Origin of the sequence: Pseudooceanicola aestuariicola (genome assembly GCF_045763785.1) — a bacterium.
In the GTDB taxonomy this organism is placed as follows: Bacteria; Pseudomonadota; Alphaproteobacteria; order Rhodobacterales; family Rhodobacteraceae; genus Pseudooceanicola.
On record NZ_JBJGSF010000008.1, the window covers coordinates 54749 to 74789 of the forward strand.

Sequence of the window (20041 nt, forward strand, 5' to 3'; positions counted from 1 at the left end):
GTTCATGAGCGTCGTCACCTACTTCGTAGAAACAGCTGAAGGCTATCTTGACACGGCCGCAGAGACACAATTCGGCGCAGTGGCCGCGACAGTTGGCACATTGCTGGTTGTCGGAACGACGCTTGTGGTCATCCTGGTCTGCATCAATATGATCTATCAGTACCGCGCCATGGATGGGCGCACTGCCTTCTGGTTGGCCGTGAAACTCGCCTTGATAGGTGTGTTTGCTACGAATTGGGTTCAGTTCAATGGGCTCGCTTCAGCCATTCTGAGCGGTATCGACAGTATCGCGGGATCGCTGGTCGCCTCCGTCGGTGGCGGCGCTCCGGGGCCTTCAGGAACCTTCGCCGAAGAATTCGATGACCTCATCGCGGCACTTGGCGACTATCTCAATGCCGCAGGGTCCGAACTGAATTGGATGGCGGGAGCACTCTTGGACACGCTCGGGGTCCTGCTACTTTCAATCCTCGGCGGCTTGGCTGCATTTATCGTCGTCGCGTCACGGTTGATGGTCGCGCTCCTGATTGGGATCGCGCCCGTCATGATCTTCCTTACCCTCTTCGAGGTGACCAAGGACTATTTCGCACGCTGGCTATCGGCACTCATCTCCTTCGCAATGTACCCGATCATCGTGGCGGGTGTCTTCGCAACGATCACCAGGGTTTCAAGGGCCCTACTCGCAGAACTCGGCGATCCCGAGGGCGCTTCAAACATAGGGGCGCTCATCCCGTTCTTCATGATGGTGCTCATGGCCAAAGGCTTCATCATCGCGACACCTTTTATCGTCCGATCCGTCTCCGGCAACATCATGATGCCGGCGCTTTCAGCCGGATTTGGCGGGAGCTACGCCTTCGCCCGTGGGCTTGCCGGGAGCCAGCAGGTCTACAACCGATATGCCATTGGCGGCGCGACGGGTGCAGAGTATGCGGCGCTAAGGGCAAGACAATTCTTGGGAGTTCAATCGCTGCCGGCGCGTCCGAACTCTGCTGGAGGTCCGACTCCACCCCCTTCCAACACCTCCTCCGACACTGGTACCCAGATGCTGGCGCAACTCGCAAGGCTCGGACGGCTGGGGCGTCGATAGTCAATGTCTGGGCTCAGTCGGCGCGCCGACATTCGCTGCTCCGCACGTGAATTTGCACGATGCGAACTTTACCGCCGTTGCCCATCCGGGAGTTCGCTGACGCAGCATTCCCTTGCAGGTGCGGCACATCCATCGCCGCGTTGTAGCCAATTTCGCCAAAGCGGTTACTACAAGCCAATCTACGGTGCGAATTTCAAACCGCCCTTTCGCCATAACCGGGACCGATCATCGTAAAGTGGGACGGAGCCGCCATTTGTCTATAGGTTTGTGCCTGCGCAAAAACAGACCTCCCGCAACAAGCACTTTACGGCGGCACAGTGTGTTTGCCCGAAACGGACGCCAAACCCTGTTGTGAAATGCTTTTTACAAGCTGATTTTTGTTACAAACCGTGGTGACTGGAAAGACGCAGGACGTTCCCGATTTCCTAGCGCAAACCACGAACAGCAGCTATCTTCTCATCCGAGATCTGGCTAACTTCGTGACGAATTCAGCTCTATTAGCCGAACGTGACGATCCCTATTCGAAACTCGGCAGTTGGAGGGTTGTATTTCGCCGGTACGACGGCGTCCTTTTCGAGAAATGCATGGAACACTCCTTCAGCTCAACGATCCCGGTATCAATATCGGTAAAGCTGTTTCCCGAAAGATGAAGGCAAAATTTATTATTTCCTGGGCTCAATGCCCGAGAACACGATTTTCAACAATTGATCTGCAATCTCAGCTTCGCTCTTGTCGCCCTCAGGCGAATACCAGAATGCCATCTGATTGAAGGTCGAGAACAAAACATAGGCGACATATTTGGCTTCGCAGGGCGCGATCGAGCCTTCCTTCACACCAGCGTCGATCAATCCTTCTACCGCTTCCTGTCCCTTTTCCATGATCTTGCGCATCTTGGCCTTGTTCTCGGGGCCCAGATGCTTGTTGCCTTCGCGGATCAGGGCATAGCCGTAATCGCCGGTGCAAATCGTGGCGTAATTCTGGAAATAGGCACGCACCCTTTCAATCCCCGAAAGGGCGAGGTCGTTGACCCGCTCGAATATGTCCATGATCAGTTCAAGCGAGATTTCGACACACTGCAGCAGGATATCTTCCTTGTTCTTCACGTAATAATACAGCGCGGGTTTCGAGACATCGAGCAGGTCGGCCAGATCATTGATAGAGGTTTCGGAATAGCCCTTGGTGGTAAACTCATGTGCCGCAGTGTCGAGCAAAACCCGGCGTTTCAGCTTCTGCTGACGCTTGGAATCCTTGGTCTTGCGGCCCCAGCTGATCTCGTTCACGGCGTCCTCGCTTCGTGCTTGTTGGCGCAGGCATATATATGAATTACGCGGGATCGAAAAGCCGCCCCCGGGAATGGTGGTTTCCCGGGGGCGAGGTTTGTCAGGCGGCTGCGTCCTGCTTGATCATGTCGGCGGCTTTTTCACCGATCATGATACAGGTGGCGTTGGTGTTGCCGTTGATGATCTCGGGCATGATCGAGGCGTCCGCCACCCGCACATTGGCCAGCCCCCGAACCTTGAGCCGGGCATCGACCACGGCCATGTCATCGCGGCCCATCTTGCAGGTGCCGACCGGGTGGTAGGCGTGGTTGACCTCGGCGCGCAGGAAGTCGTCAATCTCGGCATCGGTGTCGAGGTAACGCTTGGGGTATAGCGGCTTGGCGATCTTATCCTTGAGCGGCGGGCCGTGAAGGATTTCCTGGGTCACCTTGAAGGCGTTGCGCATGTCCTTGAGGTCATCGACATGATCCAGAAGGTTCAGGTCGATATTGGGTTCGGACCCCGGATTGGCGTCCTTCAGCGTCAAACGCCCCCGGCTGCGCGGATGGCCGATATTGACGATCATGGTAAAGCCCCACTTGATCATCGACATGTAGTCATGGGCGTGGTTGCGATAGGGCAGCGGCACCATGTGAAGCTGGAAATCCGGGTTGTTCTTGCCCGGCTCAGACCGCAGGAAGCCACCCGCCGCCGTGGGCGGATTGGCGAGCCAGCCCTTGCGCTTGGTGAAATACTGGTAAAACGCGGCAAGGTTCTTGAGCGTGCCCAGCGGGCCCAGCGAAATACCGGTGCGTTTCTTCGACTTGAACACGAACATCACATCCGGATGATCATGCAGGTTTTCACCCACGCCGGGCAATTCGTGCTGCACCGTGATGCCGTGCTTTTCCAGCTCGTCGCGCGGCCCGATGCCCGAGAGCATCAGGATTTGCGGCGAGCCGAAGGCCCCGCCGCTGACGATGACCTCCTTGCCCACCTCGACCCGCTTGGTCTGGCCGTCCTGGTCGTATTCGACCGCCACCGCGCGGCCGTCTTCCATGACGATGCGGCGCACCGTGGCCTTGACCTGAATATCCAGGTTCTTGCGATCCATGATCGGATCGAGATAGCAGAACTTGACCGAGGCGCGTTCGCCGTTCTTGGTGGTGAACTGGTAGATGCCCAGCCCTTCGCGGTTGGCGCCGTTGAAATCGGCGGTCTTGGGGTAGTCCAGCTTTTCCCCCGAGGCGAGGAAGGCCGAATAGAAATCAAAGGACTCGTCGCCGTTGCTCACATGTAGCGGTCCGCTATCGCCGTGATAATCATCCGCGCCGCGTTCATTGTTCTCGGCCTTGCGGAAATAGGGCAGCACCTCGTCGTAGCTCCAACCTTCGTTGCCCAGTTCGGACCAGCGGTCATAGTCGCCGGACTCGCCCCGGATATAGACCATGCCGTTCATGCCCGACGAGCCGCCCAGCATCTTGCCGCGCGGGTGATAGAGCGAGCGATTGTTCAGCTTCTTCTGCGGCGCGGTGCGGAAGCGCCAGTTCAACTTGTTGATCTTGTAGTCCTGGATCAGCCCGGCGAACATGCCGGGGATCGAGACGAATTTGGAGTTCCCCGGACCGCCCGCTTCCAAAAGCGTGACGGTGGTGTTGGGGTCTTCGGATAGACGGGCGGCGACAACCCCTCCCGAGGATCCTCCGCCGATGACGACATAATCTGCCATTGTTACTCTCCCTGTTATCTATGTGTCTGTGTCAGACGATTTTCTTCATCACCGCCAAGAGCGTGTCAGTCAGCTTGCCGTAAGGCGGGTTGAGCAGGTCGGCCGAATTCAGCCGCGCCTGCCGGAAGACCGGCTTGTGGGCGCTGAAACTGTCAAACCCGGCCTTGCCGGTGTGGGTGCCCATGCCGCTGGCCCCGATGCCGCCAAAGGGCAGCTTTTCCTGGAACACGTGGAACAGGGTTTCGTTGACGCACATCCCCCCGGCCCAGGTGTTTTGCAGCATGTATTTTTCCTTGGCGCGGTCATGGCCGAACCAATAGAGCGCCAGCGGGCGGTCATGGCTGTTGATGTAATTCGTGACCTCGTCCAGCCTGTCATAGGTCTTGATCGACAGGACCGGGCCAAACACCTCTTCCTGCATGACCGTCATGTCCTCGGTCGGGTTGATCACCATGTTGAGCGGCAGGACACGGTTGTTGGTGCTGCCTTCGCCGCCATCCGGGTTGACCGTGACCACCTTTGCCCCCTTGTCACGCGCGTCTGTCACCAGATTGCGCAGGCGGTCGTAATGGCGGTCCGAGACAATGGTGGTGTAGTCCTCGTTGCCTTCGAGCTTGGGGAAGAACTTGGTAAAGCCCTTCTTCATGTCCTCGACAAACCCGTCGAGCTTCTCGGTCGGGACAAAGATGTAATCCACCCCGATACAGGTCTGGCCACAGTTCAGCACCTTGCCACGCAGGATCGAGTTGACCGCCTTGGACGGATCATAGCTGTGGTCGATGATCGCCGGGCATTTGCCGCCCAGTTCCAGCGTGATCGGCGTCAGGTTCGGCGCCGCCGCCTGGGCAATCTTGCGGCCCACGGCGGTGGAGCCGGTAAAGATCAAATGATCGAACGGCAGTTCGGCGAAGGCGTTGCCCAGGTCCGGCCCGCCGGTGACGATGGCCAACAGGTCCTCGTCGAAATTGTCCGACACGAGGTTGCCCAGAAGCTCGGTCGTGTGCACCGTCACCTCGCTGGGCTTGATCATCATCCGGTTGCCCGCGGCCAGCGCGTGCACGGCAGGCAAAAGCGCGATGGCATAAGGATAGTTCCACGGGGCGATATTGCCGATCACGCCCAGGGGTTGTGGCATGATCTTGCTTGTGGCGGGCAGCGAATGCAGGGTGGTGCCCACCCGGCGCGTGCGCATCCAGCGGCGCAGGTGCCGGCGGGCGTGTTTGGCCCCCGAGATGACGAGCATGAGATCGGCCAGTGTGGTTTCGCGCACCGAACGGTTGCCGAAATCCTTGTCGATGGCCTCGCAGATGTCGTGCTTATGTTTTTCCGTCAGGGTCAGCAGCTTTTCGATATTGCCGCGCCGTTCCTGATAGGACGGGTAAGGGTTGGCGTTCGACGCCGCCTTCTGGCGGGCAAAAAGCGCCTTGAGATCGTCGATGGACGTATCCGGGACGATGGGTGTCGCATGCGAATTCATTGTGTTTCCTTTCTGTCCGAAAGGCCGACCGGCAGGGGCATCTGGGCAAGCCTGGAGAACCGGCTAGCGGGTTGGGCCGTGGGTCGCGCGCGCGTTGGCGCTGCAAATCGAACTGTTACAGGCTTGATGCCGGGGGCCTCACACCGATTGGCAGAGGCCCCCGAAAGGGAGTGGGATCAGTAGTCGAGCCCGCGCGCCACAACTTCCCAGGCGCTGTTGTTGACCTTGGCCATGATAAAGGTATCCGAGCCCTGGTGGTCATCGGCCGAGAAGCTGACCGGTTGACCGCCGATCGGGTCTACATAGCCTTCTATCGCCTCGGTGGCCGCAAGGAAGTTTTCGGTGGTCAGGTCTTTGCCTGCCTCTTGCAGCGCCTTAATTGTCAGATCGGCAAAGATGTAGCCAAGCTGCGCCTGCGGTTCCATTGCCTTGCCGTGAGTGGCTTCATAGGCTTTGAGAATCCGCTTGGCTTCACCTTCGGCATTAGCGGCGGACTCATAGACGAAGGGCGCGACAAGGTACAGGTTCTGCATAGCGCCACCGGCAGCCCCAGCCACGGCATCCATGTAGGGCACCATTCCGGTCACGAAGATGGGCTCGAAGCCCAGTTTCTTGGCGGTGGCCACGGTGATGATCGTGTCCCGCACCGAGGTGGACAGGAAGACGATGTCACAGCCTGCGTTCTTCAGTGTGGTCACCGACGAGGTCAGGTCGGTCTCGGTGGCGGAATGTTCCGTTTTGGCGACGATCTTCATCCCATATTCGGCCAGTTGATCCTCGACCCCGTGGGTCATCTCCTCGCCCGCTTCATTGGCGATTTGCGCAACGCAAGGCGTGGAATAACCGCCATTTTCGTAGAAATAGGCGGCCGCAGCCCTGAACTGCTCATAATAGCTGCGGAAAAAGCTATAGACCATTGGGTTCACCGGATCGGTCATGACCTTTGAGGCGGTCAATGGGTACATGTTTGGCACCCCGGCGTTGAACTGAGTTGGCATCACGGCAAGGTTTTGCGGAGTGCCAAGGGCACCGATGATTGCAAAAACCTTGTCCCGGCGGATCAGCTTGTTTGCTGCCTGCACCGCGCGCGGCACTTGGTATTGCATGTCCTCGATGACAATCTCGATCTTGCGGCCATGCACACCGCCCGCTGCGTTGGCTTCATCGATACGCATGCGCATACCATTGGCACTGGGCACGCCCCAAACGGCCAGTGGCCCGGAAAGGTCGGTATACGATCCCAGTTTGATACTGTCGGCGCTCACCCCTTGGGTTTCCGCCAGTGCCGGTGTGCCCAGAAGGGCAGCGGCACTCAATGCTGCGATAAGTTGTTTCATGTTCTCCTCCGTTGGTTGATTCAGTACATGCTCGCGATCAGATCGCCGTACTTCTCCTCCACGACCTTTCTCTTGAGCTTCATGGTTGGTGTCAGTTCCTCGTCATCTGCTGTCAGAAGGATGTCTATCAGGCGAAATTTCTTAACCTGTTCGACGGACGCAAAGCCTTTGTTGACGGATGCGATTTCCTTATCGATCAGTTCTTCGATAGCCGGGTTGCGGCATAGCGATTTGTAATCGCTAAAGGGGATGCGCTGTTCCTGGGCGTATTTCTCGACATTTTCCTGGTCGATCATGATCAGCGCTGTCAGGAACTTGCGCTTGTCTCCTATGACAACAGCGTCGGAGATATACGGCGAGAATTTTAGCTCGTTTTCCATCAATGACGGCGTGATGTTCTTACCGCCCGCTGTGATGATGATGTCCTTTTTCCGGTCAAGAATGAACAGATCGCCATTCTGATCCAGCTTGCCGATGTCACCGGTATAGACCCAGCCATCAAGAACGGTTTCATCGGTTTTTTCAGGCGCGTTGTGATAGCCCGAGAAGTTGCTGCGCGCGCGGACAAGTATTTCACCATCCTCAGCGATTTTTAACTCCACGCCGCGGAAGGCTCGCCCAACCGATCCGATGGGGGATTGTCCTGGCACCGTAGCGGTGATGATCCCGGTCTCGGTCTGGCCGTAAGCTTCTTGCACGCTGACCCCAAGCGTCTGGAACCAATTCAATAGGTTGGGTGAGATCGGCGCCGCGCCGGACAGGATGGTGTGGGTCCGGTTGATACCCAGTTCAATGCGGATATTGCGCAGCACGGCATAGTCTGTGAGTTTTGCCGCCATTCGCGTGAGGAAAGAGCCACCGCCAGCCTGCACCTTTTCATTCAAGCGCAGTGCCAAGTTATAGGCCTTTCGACCCAAAGGCGTGCCTTCCTGCATGATGAAATTGATGCGGGAATAAAACTTCTCCCATACGCGTGGCACGGCGAAGATGGCCGTGGGAGCAACCTCTTGAATATCCTTTGCAAAAGTCTCGCCGCTTTCGGCAAAGTTAATGACCGAACCATAGCGGATCGGGATCGCCACCGAGATAATCCGCTCCGCCGCATGGCATAACGGTAGAAAGGTCAGGAACTCGTCCCCCGGACCAAAGGGCAGGTCCGGCGAATTGTCGGCCTGTGACAAGATATATCGGTTCGACACCTGTGCCCCCTTGGGGTTGCCGGTGGTGCCCGAGGTATAGATCAGGATCGCGAGATCTTCGGGCAGACCCGCGTCGATGCGCTTGTCCCATTCGACCTCCAACCTGGCACGGTCCTCATCGCCCAGCGCCAGAAATGCCTCCCATGACATGACCTTGGGGTGCGAAAAACGGCGTAACCCTTCCATGTCGTAGACCACCACATGTTTCAGGTAGGGCAGCTTTGTTTCTTGTTCGAGGAACTTATCAAGCTGCTCCTCATCCTCGACAAACAGAACCTTGGCCTGGCTATCGTTGAGTTGAAACGCCATCTGGCGTGACTGCAATGTCGGGTAAAGTCCGTGACAGACGCACCGAATACCCTGAGTTCCCAGGTCGGTGAACACCCATTCCTTGTTGTCTTCACTGATGATCGCGGCGACATCGCCGGTTTTCATCCCCAGGGACAAGAGCGCCACTCCAACCTGCCGGGCGCGGTCGTAATAATCTGCCCAGCTATAGGCTCGCCAGATACCAAGCTCTTTTTCGCGCATGGCAATGGTATTGCCTCGCGCGAGGCAATTCTGGCGAAACAGCTTGGCGAAGGTGTCGCAGCCGTCGATTAAAACGGTGGGCGGGTTCCAGTTCACAGTTTCTAGCGCCATGTCTTTTTCCCTTTCCAGCGACGTTCTTCGCGCACGCCTTCGTCCTTCACGCCGAGGTAGAACTCTTGGATGTTTTCGCTGGCCAATAGGCGATCGCGGTCGCCTTCCATGACGATGCGCCCGGTCTCCATCACGTAGCCGAAGTCGCAGGTTTCCAGCGCCACGGCGGCGTTCTGTTCTACCAAAAGCATAGTCACGCCTTCCTCGCGATTGATGTGTTTGATGATGTCGAAAATCTCGCCGATCAGACGCGGGGAGAGGCCGAGGGAAGGTTCGTCCAGCAGCATAAGGCGTGGCTTCTGCATGAAGGCGCGGCCAAGCGCCAGCATCTGCTGCTGGCCGCCGGACAGATAGGCCGCCTGTTTGTCGATAAAGCTGCGCAGGTCCGGGAACCAACCCAGCACCTTTTCGAAATCCTGTTGCACCGCTCCCCTATCCCGGCGGCAATATGCCCCCAGCATCAGGTTGTCGCGCACAGACAAGAGCGAGAACACCTCGCGCCCCTCGGGTACATGGGCCACGCCCATTCGGGCGACCACGTCAGGGTCTTGCGAGGAAATCTCGTTCCCATCGAGCTTGATCGATCCTTTGAAGGGGTCCAAGGCGCCCGAGATGGTTTTCAGGATCGTGGTCTTGCCCGCGCCGTTTGAGCCCATGATCGACACGATTTTGCCCTCAAGCACGGACAGGCTTACCCCGCGGATCGCCATGACCCTGCCATAGAATGTTTCAACGTTTTCCAGTTTTAATAGATCAGTCATGGCCGGTCCCCAGATAGGCGTGTTGAACATCCTGATTGTCCTGAACCTCGGCGGCCGTGCCTTCCGCCAGAAACCGCCCCTCGGCGATAGCAAGCACCTTATCGGACACTTTGTTCACCAACTTCATGTCGTGCTCGATCATCACCACGGTAATGCCGAGGTCTGCTTTGATATCCTCGATCCAGAAGGCGATGTCGGCGGTTTCCTCGGTGGTCAGACCACTGGACGGTTCATCCAGCAACAACAGCTCGGGTCCGGCGACCAAAGCGCGAGCAATCTCGATCTTTTTGCGGATTCCATACGGCAGATCAGACACGCGAGCGTGGCGATGTGCCTGAAGATCAAGGAACTCAATCACTTCCTCGGCCTTGCGGCGATGCGCCAGTTCCTGCTCCAACTGCCCACCGGCAAAAAAGAGCTCGCGCAGAGGTTTGAAACCATCCCGGCTGTGGCGACCAATCAGCAGGTTTTCGAGCATTGTTGCATGTTCGAACAGCTCGATATTTTGGAAGGTCCGAGCAATGCCGCGGCGCACGATCTGGTGCGGCTTGGCCGAGAGCAGGCTTTCACCACCCAGCCGAACATCGCCCGCTACCGGGTCGTAGATCCGGCAGATCAAGTTGAACACCGTGCTCTTGCCCGCACCATTCGGACCAATGATGGTATAGACCGTATCCGGCTCGACCGAAAAGGACAGGTTGTCCACCGCCTTCAAACCGCCAAAGGTTAGGGTAAGGTTTTCAACTTCCAGCCAGCTCATCTCAGACGCTCCGTTTTGAGGAAGGTTTTCTGACGCTGGAAGCTGCGTCGCTTGTACATCGGGAAGATGTTGAAATAGTGGTGGATCTTGAGCCAACGACCATAAAGCCCGTCTGGTTCGAACAGCATGAACACCACCAGGATTAGGCCAAAGGCAAGGCTATCAAGCCCGCTGGACGCAGCTACGCCCGCGGGCAGCAGCACCTTTATCCAGCTCAGAACCGTTGGGAGCAGCATGATGAAGAACGCGCCAAAGACGGCTCCATGAATGGTGCCAAGGCCACCCACGACGATCATCAGCAAGAGCCGGATCGATTCCCCCATTCCGAAACTCTCCGGGCTGAGAAAGAAAAAGGCATGGGCCAAAAGCGTGCCCGCCAGACCGGCCAGTGCGGCAGAAAGGAAGAAGGCATAGGCCTTGAAGAAGGCAATATCGACACCAAGACCCCGAGCCGAAACTTCGCTATCGCGGATCGCAATCATCGCCCGACCGCTACGCGAGCGGGTGAGGTTTCGCACCAACAAGAGCACACCTACGAACACTCCGAGATTGACGAAATACTTCTGCCAGCTCTCGAACAGCTCGACGCCAAAGATGGTGATTTCTGGAACGGGCATACCGCCGTGACCACCGGTGAAATCCCCTCCTGACCCGATCAGGCGCTCGATGATGAGCGCAAAGGCCAGGGTCGCAATGGCAAGATAAAGTCCATGCATCTTGGAGCAGATCCGACCCAGCGCTAGCCCTGCAATGCCGGAGATCAGCGCGGCCAAGGGCACTGACAAGAGCCATGGCACACCGTAACGTGTCATCATGATTGTATGGGCATAGGCCCCGATAGCGACAAAGGCCGCGTGGCCGAAACTGACTTGTCCCGAGAAGCCGGTAAGGATCATCAGGCCCAGACCAGCAATGGCGTAAATGTAAACGAAACTGAGTTCGTCCAGATAGTAGCCATCGACCAAGAGCGGCATCAGCAGCGCCACCGCAAGGAAACCCAGGTACCAAGCAGCCTGTGCACCGTCGCGAAAAAGTCGGATGTCCTGTTCATAGGATTTTCGGAAGGTAATACGCATCGGATCAGACCTTTTTTTGGTGCATCTGGGAAAGCAACCCTTGCGGACGAACCAGCAGCACTGCGAACATGATCACATAGGCCCCAACGCCCTTGAGCGTCGGGAAGGCGGTGTCGAAGAATGGCTCGGCAAAACCAATAAGCAAGCAGCCAAGCACTGCGCCTGGGATCGACCCGAACCCACCGACGATGGCCCCTGCAAAGGCCTTGAATCCGATGAATCCTATCTGCGTGGACACCAGCGCAATCGGACCGAGAAGAAGCCCGGCCAGCGCGCCGAACATTGCGGCTAGAGCCCATATTGAAGAGGTCAGCCGCTTGACCGGCATACCCATATAAAAGGCAGCCAGTTGGTTGAGCGACAATGCCTGCATCGCAATGCCGACCCGCGAGAAGCGGAAAAAGAGGAAGAGAGCCAGTGACAAGAGCGCTGCAGCCAGGATGGCAATCACGTGATCCCAGCCGATGATCACACCCGTAAGGTCAATTGTACCGGGCATCATCGAGGGCAGTGAGAAACTGTCGAACCCCCAAAACATCCCCGCCAGCGCGCGCAGCACGATGCCGGTGGCCAGCGTCAGGATAAAGACGACAAAGACCGGCTGTCCGGTCATCCGTCGGATCACCAGCGCGTCATAAGTATATCCGATGCCCCCTAGCACGGCGATGGCCAGAAGAAAGCCAAGCCAGAATGGCATTCCCCAGAGCACGATAAACTGGAACCCGAAAAAGGCCCCGAGCATCATGAACTCGCTTTGGGCAAAGTTGATTTGTTCTGTGGCCTTGTAGATCAGCACAAGGCCGATCGCGATAAGGCTGTAAAGACTGCCCTGCGCCAAGCCAATAATGGCAAGCTGCATGACATCCGCGAAGTTGAGGCCGGTCATGAGGCAACACTCCAATAGGACAATATTTCGGTAACGGTCATCTCTCGCGCGCCGGCGGCAGTCGGGGGCGCAGCTGGGGTTCTGGAAAACCTCGGAGCAGGAGCGGGCTGGATAACGCCGTCAACATCGACGAATGTGCAGCGCGCCTTGTTTTGTGGGTGATCAGGTGCTTCAGACATCGAGAGAACCGGGGCAAAACAGGCATCGGTTCCTTCCAATATGGCGCACCATTCATCGCGGGTCTTGCTGGCGAAGACTTCAGTCAAGCGTTCCTTTTTCAAAGTCTGCGTTGTAGAGGTATACTGATCTTTGAACACCGGATCATTTGTGAGGCCCATGCGCTCAAGGAATTCGGCATAGAATTGCGGTTCGAGGCAGCCCAGCGCGACATACTGTCGGTCCAAGGTTTCATAGCAGCCGTACCAGGCCATACCTCCATTCAGGAAGTTCGAGCCCCGTTCATTGTCGTTCCAGAAACCGGCGGACAAGAACCCATACTGCATCGCCATCATCAGCGCCGATCCGTCGGTCATCGCGGTGTCGACGACCTGTCCTTGCCCGGTCGCACGTGCATGTGTCAGGGCGGCCAAGACTCCAACGCTCAGCATCATTGCCCCACCGGCCAAATCGCCGACGACGTTCAGCGGTACCGTTGGGGGTGCGTCTGCATCGCCCACCGACCAGATAGCCCCCGACAGGGCGGCATAATTCAAATCATGTCCTGCTGCCTGCGCCAGCGGGCCGGTCTGTCCCCAGCCAGTCATCCGACCGTAGACCAGTGCGGGACTGCGCCCGAGCACCTCGTCCGGGCCAAATCCTAGCTTTTCCATAACGCCGGGACGAAAGCCCTCGATCAGAATTTCGGCCCGCTCCAACAATTGCCAAAGGGCCGCCTGCCCATCATCTGTCTGCAAATCCAGCACCACCGATCGGCGCGAGCGGTCGTAGATGTTAAACTTTTCCTTGATCGGGAACGGATACTTCTGCCCTGGGCGTGCAACTCGCACCACCTCGGCTCCGAGATCGGCAAGATGCATGGCAGAAAATGGAGCGGGTCCAAGCCCGGCCATCTCGACCACACGCACACCTTTTAGTGGACCACTGCGAAGTTGCATACGCCTACCTCACCGCGCTTTCAGGCGGGTAGCCGCGTCCACGCGCAGGGTCTCGCCGTTGATATAGGCATTTTCGATCAGGAAGGCGCAGGCATGAGCGAATTCCTCCATTCGCCCGACCCGTTTGGGCGCTTCGCAACTCTCTATCAGGCTGTCGATTACCTTTTGGTCAAAGGACATGACCATAGGCGTGCCGAACAGTCCCGGCGCGATGGCATTGACGCGTACGCCGTAACGGCCAAGCTCGCGCGCGGCAGGCAAGTTCAGCCCGATGACACCGTTCTTGGAACTTGCATAGGCCGCCTGCCCGATCTGCCCCTCATAGGCAGCTCCGGAAGCAACGTTGATCAAAACGCCGCGTTCCTCTCCGTTCTCGAGATCGTTCTTGGCCATCTGCGCGGCGCATTTCGACAGCATATTGAAGGTGCCGACAAGATTGATATCAATGGTCCGGCGGTAAGCATCAAGCGAGGTGGCATTGCCATCGCGTTCGATGATCTTGCTTGGCGCAGCGACGCCCGCACAGTTGATGCAGACGTGCACCGTGCCGAATTTCGCAACCACTTGTGCGATTACTGCCGCCGCCTCTTCGTCGCTGGTCACGTCCAGCTTGGCAAACATGGCCCGCTCACCCAGTTCCGCAACGAGCGCAATGCCCTCCTCGGCATTCAAGTCGCAGGCCACGACATTGGCCCCGCGCCCATGCATGTAACGCATAGTCTCGGCTCCGAGGCCCGAGGCGCCGCCAGTGATTATGATAGTCTTTCCCTCAATCTGCACGATGTGATCCTTTAGAATGCCGAGATGCCGGTCAGCGACCGCGCAATAATGAGTTTCTGGATTTCCGTGGTCCCATCCGGGATCGGCCCGATCAGCGATTCTCGAGCCAGGCGTTCGATGATGAAGTCCTTGGTCACGCCGTTGCCGCCATGGATTTGCAAGGCATCACGCGCGGCGGTTATAGCGATTTCGGTGCCATACCACTTGGCCATGGCGCATTCGGCGTCACAGCGCTCGCCCGCGTCGATCATCGCCCCTGCCCGCAGGGTCAACAGGCGGGCAGCGTCTATCTTGGTGGCATTGGTGGCGATCTTGTCGGCAATCAGCTGGTGCCCAGCGATCAGCTTGCCGTGCTGGCTGCGTTCCCGAGAATACTTAATGGCCTCATCATTGGCGCGGCGGCCCACGGCATAGCCCCAAACAGCCATGTGACAACGGGCACGCTCAAAGACCACAAGCGTCTGGCGCAAGGCCTGACCGGCGTCACCAATGATGTTACCGACCGGCACCCGCACATCGTTGAGGAAGACCTGCGCCGTGGATTGACCATTGAGCGCGATTTTCTTGATATCGCGAGTCTCGAACCCATGCTCCTCGCGGTCAATCAGGATATGACTGAGCCCTTCCTCAGTGCGGCAGGTGCAAATGAAGATGTCGGCAAAGCGCCCGCTGGAAATCCAAGTCTTCTCTCCCGAGATCACGTAATAATCGCCATCGCGAACCGCCTTGGTTTTCACTGCGGCCACGTCCGAGCCCACGTCCGGTTCCGAAATGCCGACACTGGCAAATTTCTTGCCTGACAGCAGGTCCGGCACATAGCGTTCGCACAATTCCGGCGGCGCAAGGCGGATCAACAGATCGGCAGCCACAACGTTGATCAACAGCGGCACGGCCAGATCAAGCGAGGAATAGACCACCTCTTCGAACAGCATCAGGTGCGTCACCCAATCCATGCCGTAACCGCCATGTTCTTCTGGATGTGGTGCGGTCAGCACCCCGAACTCGGAAAGCTGCCCGGCCCATTCCCGGAATTTCTCATCCGGGATAACCTGATCGTCGTACTTACGAATTTCCGGCTCAAGCTTCTCGTCAAGAAACCGGCGCAACCCGTCCACGGCCGCCTGTTGTTCTTCTGTTTTGCGGTACATAATCTTGCCCTCCCTTAGCGTGCCAGCACGGTGATTGCCGCCACGGCCTCTTCCAACCCGACAAGCCCGCCGCCATTCTCGGCCACGGCCACTTGGGCGCCTTCGACCTGTCGCGCGCCGCATTCGCCGCGCAACTGGCTGACCAACTCGTAAATTTGCCCTAACCCTGTCGCCCCGATCGGATGGCCCTTGCTTTCAAGTCCGCCCGAAGGGTTAACGGGCACGCGGCCCCCAATGCAGGTTTCGCCTCGCTCCGAGGCCGGGCCGCCTTCGCCCAACTCCACCAGGCCAAGGTTCTCAATCTGGATAATTTCGCCCATGGCGGTAGCATCATGCACCTCAGCCACCGACACATCCGAAGGCGAAATACCTGCAATCTCATAGGCATCGCGGGCCGCGCGGGCGGTGATATGATTAGTAAAATCTTCAGCCATCCGGTCGCTCCCGGTACGGATGATCGAAGCTTTCACCTCGATCGCTCGATGGCGAGAGAGACCAAGACGTTTAAGCCCCTCTTCGCTCACCAGAACAGCAGCTGCGCCACCATCCGAGATTGGAGCGCACATGGGCAGAGTCAGAGGATAGGTGATCGGCGGAGCGGCCAGCACCTGTTCAACTGTATAAGGGTCGCGGTATTGCGCTTTTTCGTTATGAACCGAATGGCCGTGGTTCTTAGCCGCCACAGCGGCAATCTGCGTCTGCGTCGTACCAAAATGCTTCATATGCAACCGGCAGAATGCCGCATAGACATCCATGAAGACGCTGTAAGGTTTAGGCGATGTACTGCCTTCAGGCACCTCAACGCCTTCACCCAGCGCTAGAAGCTGCGCCTTGGTTGCCTCGACTGCGGAAATGTCCCACGCCCCATCAAAGACGCTGAACATCCGCTCACGGTCAGTCGAAAACATCTTCTCGGCCCCAACGGCCAAGACAATGTCGCTGTCACCGGCGCGCAGGGCCTGGTTGGCCAATGAAAACGCCGTCGCTGCACTGGCACATGCATTCTCGACGTTGACCACCGGGATGCCTCCGATGCCCATGGCGCGCAGGGCAACCTGACCGGGAACCATCAACTGACCTTCCATGTGGTTCTGGGTGGCGTTCGAAAAATAAGCACCCTGCAGGTCAGACTTTTGAACACCTGCATCGTTCAGCGCGGCATCAACCGCCTCTTGTGTCAGGGATTTCACAGTGCTGTCGGCCTGCTTGCCCATCCGGGTCATGCCCACGCCGATGACATATGTCTTGGTCATAAATTTCTTTCCCTTATTGACCGGTGAAGACCGGTTTACGTTTTTCAGCGAAGGCCTCGAGGCCCTCCTTGATATCGTCCGACCGAAAATGATTGCGCAGCGTTTCCAATTCGAGCTGCAGCGCACCAGATTGCGACATTTCCATCGACTGATTGGCGACCGACTTCATCCGCCGCAGTACCAGCGGACTTTTGGCAGCGAGCTTCTCTGCAAACTCCTGCACGCGATCGTCCAGCGTATCGTCAGCGACAACTTCCTGCACAAGACCCATCTCCATCAGGCGGCGGGCCGGCAGCGCATCGCCAGAAAAGAGCAGATACTTGGCGTTGTTCAGCCCGATGCGCTCGGGCAGAACCGCAGCGCCACCAGCACCAGGAAAAACTCCGAAATTCGAATGCGCGTCGCCGATCCTGGCACTTTCACCGGCAATCAGCACATCGCAGCACATCGCCAGCTCCAACCCGCCAGCCATCGTGATCCCGTTCAGCCCACCAACCACGGGCACCGGCAGATTACGCAGGCGCTTGAACAATTGCGCAATCGCATCAAGAAAATCGCGTTTTCCGCGCACCCCGAGGGTATCGAGTACTTCTTTCAGATCCGCACCGGCACAAAATGCCGAACCCGTTCCAGTAATGACCAGGGATCGCACCCCGTCATTACCCTCGACCCAGCTTAGCGCATCAGCGAGCTCATCAATCACATCGAACGACAACGCATTCATCTGCTCAGCATGCGACAGCCGGATCGTGGCAACACCATTGATCTCATTCACTGCGATTGTTTCGTACGCCACGTCTGTCCTCCCCGTCTTGATTATTTATTAATTACCAGTCGGTAATATAAATCAATAGAAAAATTTCCCTCAAAAAACCAATGAGTTACGATGATTCCACCACAAGACGATGGTGTTTTACGGACTCCAATGATCTTCGGAGTCCTGACGATTTCCGATTCGAAAGACCGATTTTTTAGTGATGGTGCCGCGGGCGAACCGCGAACTATTGGCGCATAGCCTTGGCACTGGTCATATCCCCGACCCGCTGAATCCGTCCTGAACCAACTTTGCATGTTGGCACACGTGCGACACATTTCACGTGGCCTGCGTTTTCAGCGATGAAGACATCACTGACTTCGGCGGAACTGCACTCTTCAGAGCCCCATTGTCGCCATTGCAGAAGCCTGCAACACCGACTTTGACCGTTGCAGAAGGAAGCCATGCCGACGTTGAAGACGATCTAGAGAAGATCGACGAAAGCAGTCGCTGACACTCGGTCTCCACACAGTTCAGACAGGCCAATCTGGTCGCTACGTGGCGCTCGAAACACTTGGCCTCAACGAAGCAGCCAAAGCGAAATTCCCGGAATGAACGTAACCATCATCAACACCGTCACGATCAGGGCCATGAACGGCAAGACCGAAAGGCAGATTTCCGAGAACTTCTCGCGGAAGGCCGTTGTCGCAACGAAGAGGTTCAACCCGATGGGCGGGGTCAGGAACCCGATTTCCAGGTTGATGACCATCATCACCCCGAAATGGATCGGGTCGATGCCATAGCTCATCGCCGGAACCAGAAGCAGGGGCGCCAGGATCAGGATGGCCGAGATCACGTCGATGAAACACCCGATCACAAGCAACAGAAGGTTCACCGCAATCAGGAAGGCGATTTTGCTTTCGGTGATCGAAGTGATCCACATAGCCAGCTCGTGTGGCACGCGTTCGATGGTCAGCACCGACTTCAGGCTGAGCGCCACTGCTATGATCGGAAAGAGCATGCCCAGCATCACGGCCGTATCCAGCGTGGTCTTGCGAAAATCCGCGAAGCTGAGTTCGCGGTGAATGAAGGCTTCGACCAGGAGCCCATAAGCCAGCGCCACAGCCGCCGCCTCGGTCGGAGAGAAGTATCCGCTATAGATCCCCCCCAGAAGGATCACCGGCAAAAGCATCGACCAGATGCCCTCTTTCAAGGCAATCACAAAGGCCGGCAGATCAAAGGATTTCGACGGCAGATGCCGATTGACCCAGAACGAGTACCCAGCCAGCACCGCCGTCAGCAGGATACCCGGTCCGATGCCCGCAATGAACAGGTCGGCAACGCTTTTTTCCGTGACAAGCCCATAGACAATCAGCGGGATTGAAGGCGGGATCACGATCCCAAGGGTTCCCCCCGAGGTGATCGCTCCAAGGGAGAACCGTTTCGAATAACCCGCCTCGCGCAGGGCCGGATAGAGGATTGCGCCAACAGCCAGCAGAGTGACGGGCGACGACCCGCTGATTGCGGCGAACAGAGCGCAGGAAAGCACCGTCGCCACCCCCATGCCCCCGGGCAACGGGTCGGTGGCCAGCATCGTGACCCGGATCAGACGTTTTGCGATTGACCCGCGTGTCATGATGTTCCCGGCAATCAGGAACATCGGGATCGCCAGCAAGAGATCGTTGTCGAGGCTGATCCACATGTCCTCGACCAGGTATTCCAGCCGTCCATCCCCCCAGACCAGGTGGACATAGGCCACCAACGCCAAGAGCAGGACAACCGCGTTCATCCGGAAGAACAGGCAGGTAAAGACCAGGGCAAGAAGACCAGCAACATCCATGGATCAACGGTCCTGCGATTTGGATTTCAGAATGGGTGAAACACAGAAGGCAAAATGCCTGAGTGCCGATGACAGGAATGCATAGGGAATGATCAACTGGATCGGCCACAGCAGGAAATAAAGTACGGCGGCCCGATCGCCCGCGGCGCGGGTTTGGCCCACGAAATAGATTGCGTATCCTGCCAGGAACAGGAAAAACAACCCTGACAGCAGGTCTCCGATCCGATCAAACATCGCGCCCCGGCGGCCGGTGATGAGGTGATCGAATATCTCGGGCCGAAGATGGGCATTGTGATGGGTGGCCAACACGAGGCCCAAAAACCCGGCCACGATGGCGACATAGACCGCCACGGTCTTGATACCCAAAACCGAGATGCCGAACAGCTCGCGTCCGATGACATCGCCCATCAGGAGGATCGCCACGCAGCTATAGGCCAGCGTGGCGATCGCCCCTTCGATTGTGGTCAGTATGTCAATCGTGCGCTTCAAGACTGCCAGCCATCAGTTGGTGCAGGCAGCCTTGGCGGCCTGAACCCGGTCCCAGACTTCGGCGGCATTACCACCCATTTCCGAAACGATACGTGCCTGTGCAGCGGGGGCGACGGCTTTCCAGGCGGCCAGTTCGTCGGCGTCGGGATCATGCACGGTCAGACCTGCCCCCTTGATCTTGCCGATCAGCGCACCTTCCGCACCGCGGATGGCGCCCCGCAGGCCGTTCATCGCTGTGGCCGCTTCAATGACCCAGCCCATTTCCTGCTCGCTCAACCCCGCGGCGGTTTTCTTGGACATAGCCACAAGGCCCACCTGGTAGACATGGTTCGTCGTGGTCACGAAGGGCGCTTCCTGGGCGTATCCCACGGCAATTGTCACTGTACCCTAATTAATCAGATTCTGCGGATTGGAAGCGTTTTCGGCAGATTCTGTACCCTTAATTGCAATAT

18 protein-coding genes are annotated in these 20041 nt (G+C 57.6%); 1 reads left to right on the plus strand and 17 read right to left on the minus strand.

The window, feature by feature from the left end; translation table 11 throughout:
- The first annotated feature begins 4 nt into the window (after nt 1-4).
- A complete protein-coding gene (locus tag ACI3GR_RS18300) occupies nt 5-1084 on the plus strand; it encodes a TrbL/VirB6 family protein (RefSeq protein WP_407496503.1) in 1080 nt (359 codons plus the stop codon).
- A gap of 662 nt (nt 1085-1746) precedes the next feature.
- Here the strand turns inward: ACI3GR_RS18300 and ACI3GR_RS18305 are convergent.
- From ACI3GR_RS18305 to ACI3GR_RS18385, 17 genes are all read right to left on the minus strand, one after another.
- On the minus strand, nt 1747-2364 hold the full coding sequence (locus ACI3GR_RS18305; protein WP_071974204.1) for a TetR/AcrR family transcriptional regulator: 618 nt from the start codon (nt 2362-2364) through the stop codon (nt 1747-1749).
- 100 nt (nt 2365-2464) lie between these two features.
- Entirely contained in the window at nt 2465-4072 is a 1608-nt protein-coding gene (locus ACI3GR_RS18310; protein WP_071974203.1) for a GMC family oxidoreductase, read from the minus strand.
- Between the two features lie 31 nt (nt 4073-4103).
- On the minus strand, nt 4104-5549 hold the full coding sequence (locus ACI3GR_RS18315) for a coniferyl aldehyde dehydrogenase (RefSeq protein WP_083545782.1): 1446 nt from the start codon (nt 5547-5549) through the stop codon (nt 4104-4106).
- A 176-nt stretch (nt 5550-5725) separates the two neighbouring features.
- Nucleotides 5726-6886 (minus strand): ABC transporter substrate-binding protein, encoded by a 1161-nt coding sequence (locus tag ACI3GR_RS18320; protein WP_071974202.1) that lies wholly within the window; start codon nt 6884-6886, stop codon nt 5726-5728.
- 20 nt (nt 6887-6906) lie between these two features.
- Nucleotides 6907-8727 carry an AMP-dependent synthetase/ligase gene (locus tag ACI3GR_RS18325; RefSeq protein ID WP_071974201.1) on the minus strand — a complete coding sequence of 607 codons (1821 nt, stop codon included), beginning with the start codon at nt 8725-8727 and terminating at the stop codon, nt 6907-6909.
- Nucleotides 8718-9488 carry an ABC transporter ATP-binding protein gene (locus ACI3GR_RS18330; RefSeq protein WP_071974200.1) on the minus strand — a complete coding sequence of 257 codons (771 nt, stop codon included), beginning with the start codon at nt 9486-9488 and terminating at the stop codon, nt 8718-8720. Before ACI3GR_RS18330 ends, ACI3GR_RS18325 begins: the two co-directional genes overlap by 10 nt.
- Nucleotides 9481-10248, minus strand: coding sequence for an ABC transporter ATP-binding protein (locus tag ACI3GR_RS18335; RefSeq protein ID WP_071974199.1), 768 nt, complete (start codon nt 10246-10248; stop codon nt 9481-9483). Before ACI3GR_RS18335 ends, ACI3GR_RS18330 begins: the two co-directional genes overlap by 8 nt.
- Nucleotides 10245-11324, minus strand: a complete 1080-nt coding sequence (locus ACI3GR_RS18340; RefSeq protein WP_071974198.1) for a branched-chain amino acid ABC transporter permease — start codon at nt 11322-11324, stop codon at nt 10245-10247. Before ACI3GR_RS18340 ends, ACI3GR_RS18335 begins: the two co-directional genes overlap by 4 nt.
- Before the next feature lie 4 nt (nt 11325-11328).
- The gene (locus ACI3GR_RS18345) at nt 11329-12210 is read right to left on the minus strand and encodes a branched-chain amino acid ABC transporter permease (protein WP_071974197.1); all 882 of its coding nucleotides are present in this window, start codon (nt 12208-12210) and stop codon (nt 11329-11331) included.
- Nucleotides 12207-13325, minus strand: a complete 1119-nt coding sequence (locus tag ACI3GR_RS18350; RefSeq protein WP_071974196.1) for a CaiB/BaiF CoA transferase family protein — start codon at nt 13323-13325, stop codon at nt 12207-12209. The genes ACI3GR_RS18345 and ACI3GR_RS18350 overlap by 4 nt, the downstream gene beginning before the upstream one ends.
- Before the next feature lie 9 nt (nt 13326-13334).
- Nucleotides 13335-14105 carry an SDR family NAD(P)-dependent oxidoreductase gene (locus tag ACI3GR_RS18355; protein WP_071974195.1) on the minus strand — a complete coding sequence of 257 codons (771 nt, stop codon included), beginning with the start codon at nt 14103-14105 and terminating at the stop codon, nt 13335-13337.
- Between the two features lie 11 nt (nt 14106-14116).
- Nucleotides 14117-15253 (minus strand): acyl-CoA dehydrogenase family protein, encoded by a 1137-nt coding sequence (locus ACI3GR_RS18360; RefSeq protein ID WP_218394103.1) that lies wholly within the window; start codon nt 15251-15253, stop codon nt 14117-14119.
- 14 nt (nt 15254-15267) lie between these two features.
- Complete coding sequence (locus ACI3GR_RS18365; protein ID WP_071974194.1) at nt 15268-16506, minus strand: thiolase family protein; 1239 nt, start codon at nt 16504-16506, stop codon at nt 15268-15270.
- A gap of 13 nt (nt 16507-16519) precedes the next feature.
- Nucleotides 16520-17302, minus strand: a complete 783-nt coding sequence (locus ACI3GR_RS18370; protein WP_071974193.1) for an enoyl-CoA hydratase/isomerase family protein — start codon at nt 17300-17302, stop codon at nt 16520-16522.
- Nucleotides 17303-17840: 538 nt separating this feature from the next.
- Entirely contained in the window at nt 17841-19100 is a 1260-nt protein-coding gene (locus ACI3GR_RS18375) for a TRAP transporter large permease (RefSeq protein WP_071974192.1), read from the minus strand.
- Between the two features lie 3 nt (nt 19101-19103).
- Nucleotides 19104-19589, minus strand: a complete 486-nt coding sequence (locus ACI3GR_RS18380; RefSeq protein ID WP_071974191.1) for a TRAP transporter small permease — start codon at nt 19587-19589, stop codon at nt 19104-19106.
- A 12-nt stretch (nt 19590-19601) separates the two neighbouring features.
- Nucleotides 19602-19970 carry a hypothetical protein gene (locus tag ACI3GR_RS18385; RefSeq protein WP_407496508.1) on the minus strand — a complete coding sequence of 123 codons (369 nt, stop codon included), beginning with the start codon at nt 19968-19970 and terminating at the stop codon, nt 19602-19604.
- Nucleotides 19971-20041 lie beyond the last annotated feature (71 nt).

Bases quoted from the DNA above. Each gene is read 5' to 3' on its own strand.
- ACI3GR_RS18360 (WP_218394103.1), bottom strand. From the start codon at position 15,253: ATGTACCGCAAAACAGAAGAACAACAGGCGGCCGTGGACGGGTTGCGC.
- ACI3GR_RS18325 (WP_071974201.1), bottom strand. From the start codon at position 8,727: ATGGCGCTAGAAACTGTGAACTGGAACCCGCCCACCGTTTTAATCGAC.
- ACI3GR_RS18320 (WP_071974202.1), bottom strand. From the start codon at position 6,886: ATGAAACAACTTATCGCAGCATTGAGTGCCGCTGCCCTTCTGGGCACA.
- ACI3GR_RS18330 (WP_071974200.1), bottom strand. From the start codon at position 9,488: ATGACTGATCTATTAAAACTGGAAAACGTTGAAACATTCTATGGCAGG.
- ACI3GR_RS18365 (WP_071974194.1), bottom strand. From the start codon at position 16,506: ATGACCAAGACATATGTCATCGGCGTGGGCATGACCCGGATGGGCAAG.
- ACI3GR_RS18335 (WP_071974199.1), bottom strand. From the start codon at position 10,248: ATGAGCTGGCTGGAAGTTGAAAACCTTACCCTAACCTTTGGCGGTTTG.
- ACI3GR_RS18350 (WP_071974196.1), bottom strand. From the start codon at position 13,325: ATGCAACTTCGCAGTGGTCCACTAAAAGGTGTGCGTGTGGTCGAGATG.
- ACI3GR_RS18375 (WP_071974192.1), bottom strand. From the start codon at position 19,100: ATGGATGTTGCTGGTCTTCTTGCCCTGGTCTTTACCTGCCTGTTCTTC.
- ACI3GR_RS18300 (WP_407496503.1), top strand. From the start codon at position 5: ATGAGCGTCGTCACCTACTTCGTAGAAACAGCTGAAGGCTATCTTGAC.
- ACI3GR_RS18315 (WP_083545782.1), bottom strand. From the start codon at position 5,549: ATGAATTCGCATGCGACACCCATCGTCCCGGATACGTCCATCGACGAT.
- ACI3GR_RS18310 (WP_071974203.1), bottom strand. From the start codon at position 4,072: ATGGCAGATTATGTCGTCATCGGCGGAGGATCCTCGGGAGGGGTTGTC.
- ACI3GR_RS18340 (WP_071974198.1), bottom strand. From the start codon at position 11,324: ATGCGTATTACCTTCCGAAAATCCTATGAACAGGACATCCGACTTTTT.
- ACI3GR_RS18345 (WP_071974197.1), bottom strand. From the start codon at position 12,210: ATGACCGGCCTCAACTTCGCGGATGTCATGCAGCTTGCCATTATTGGC.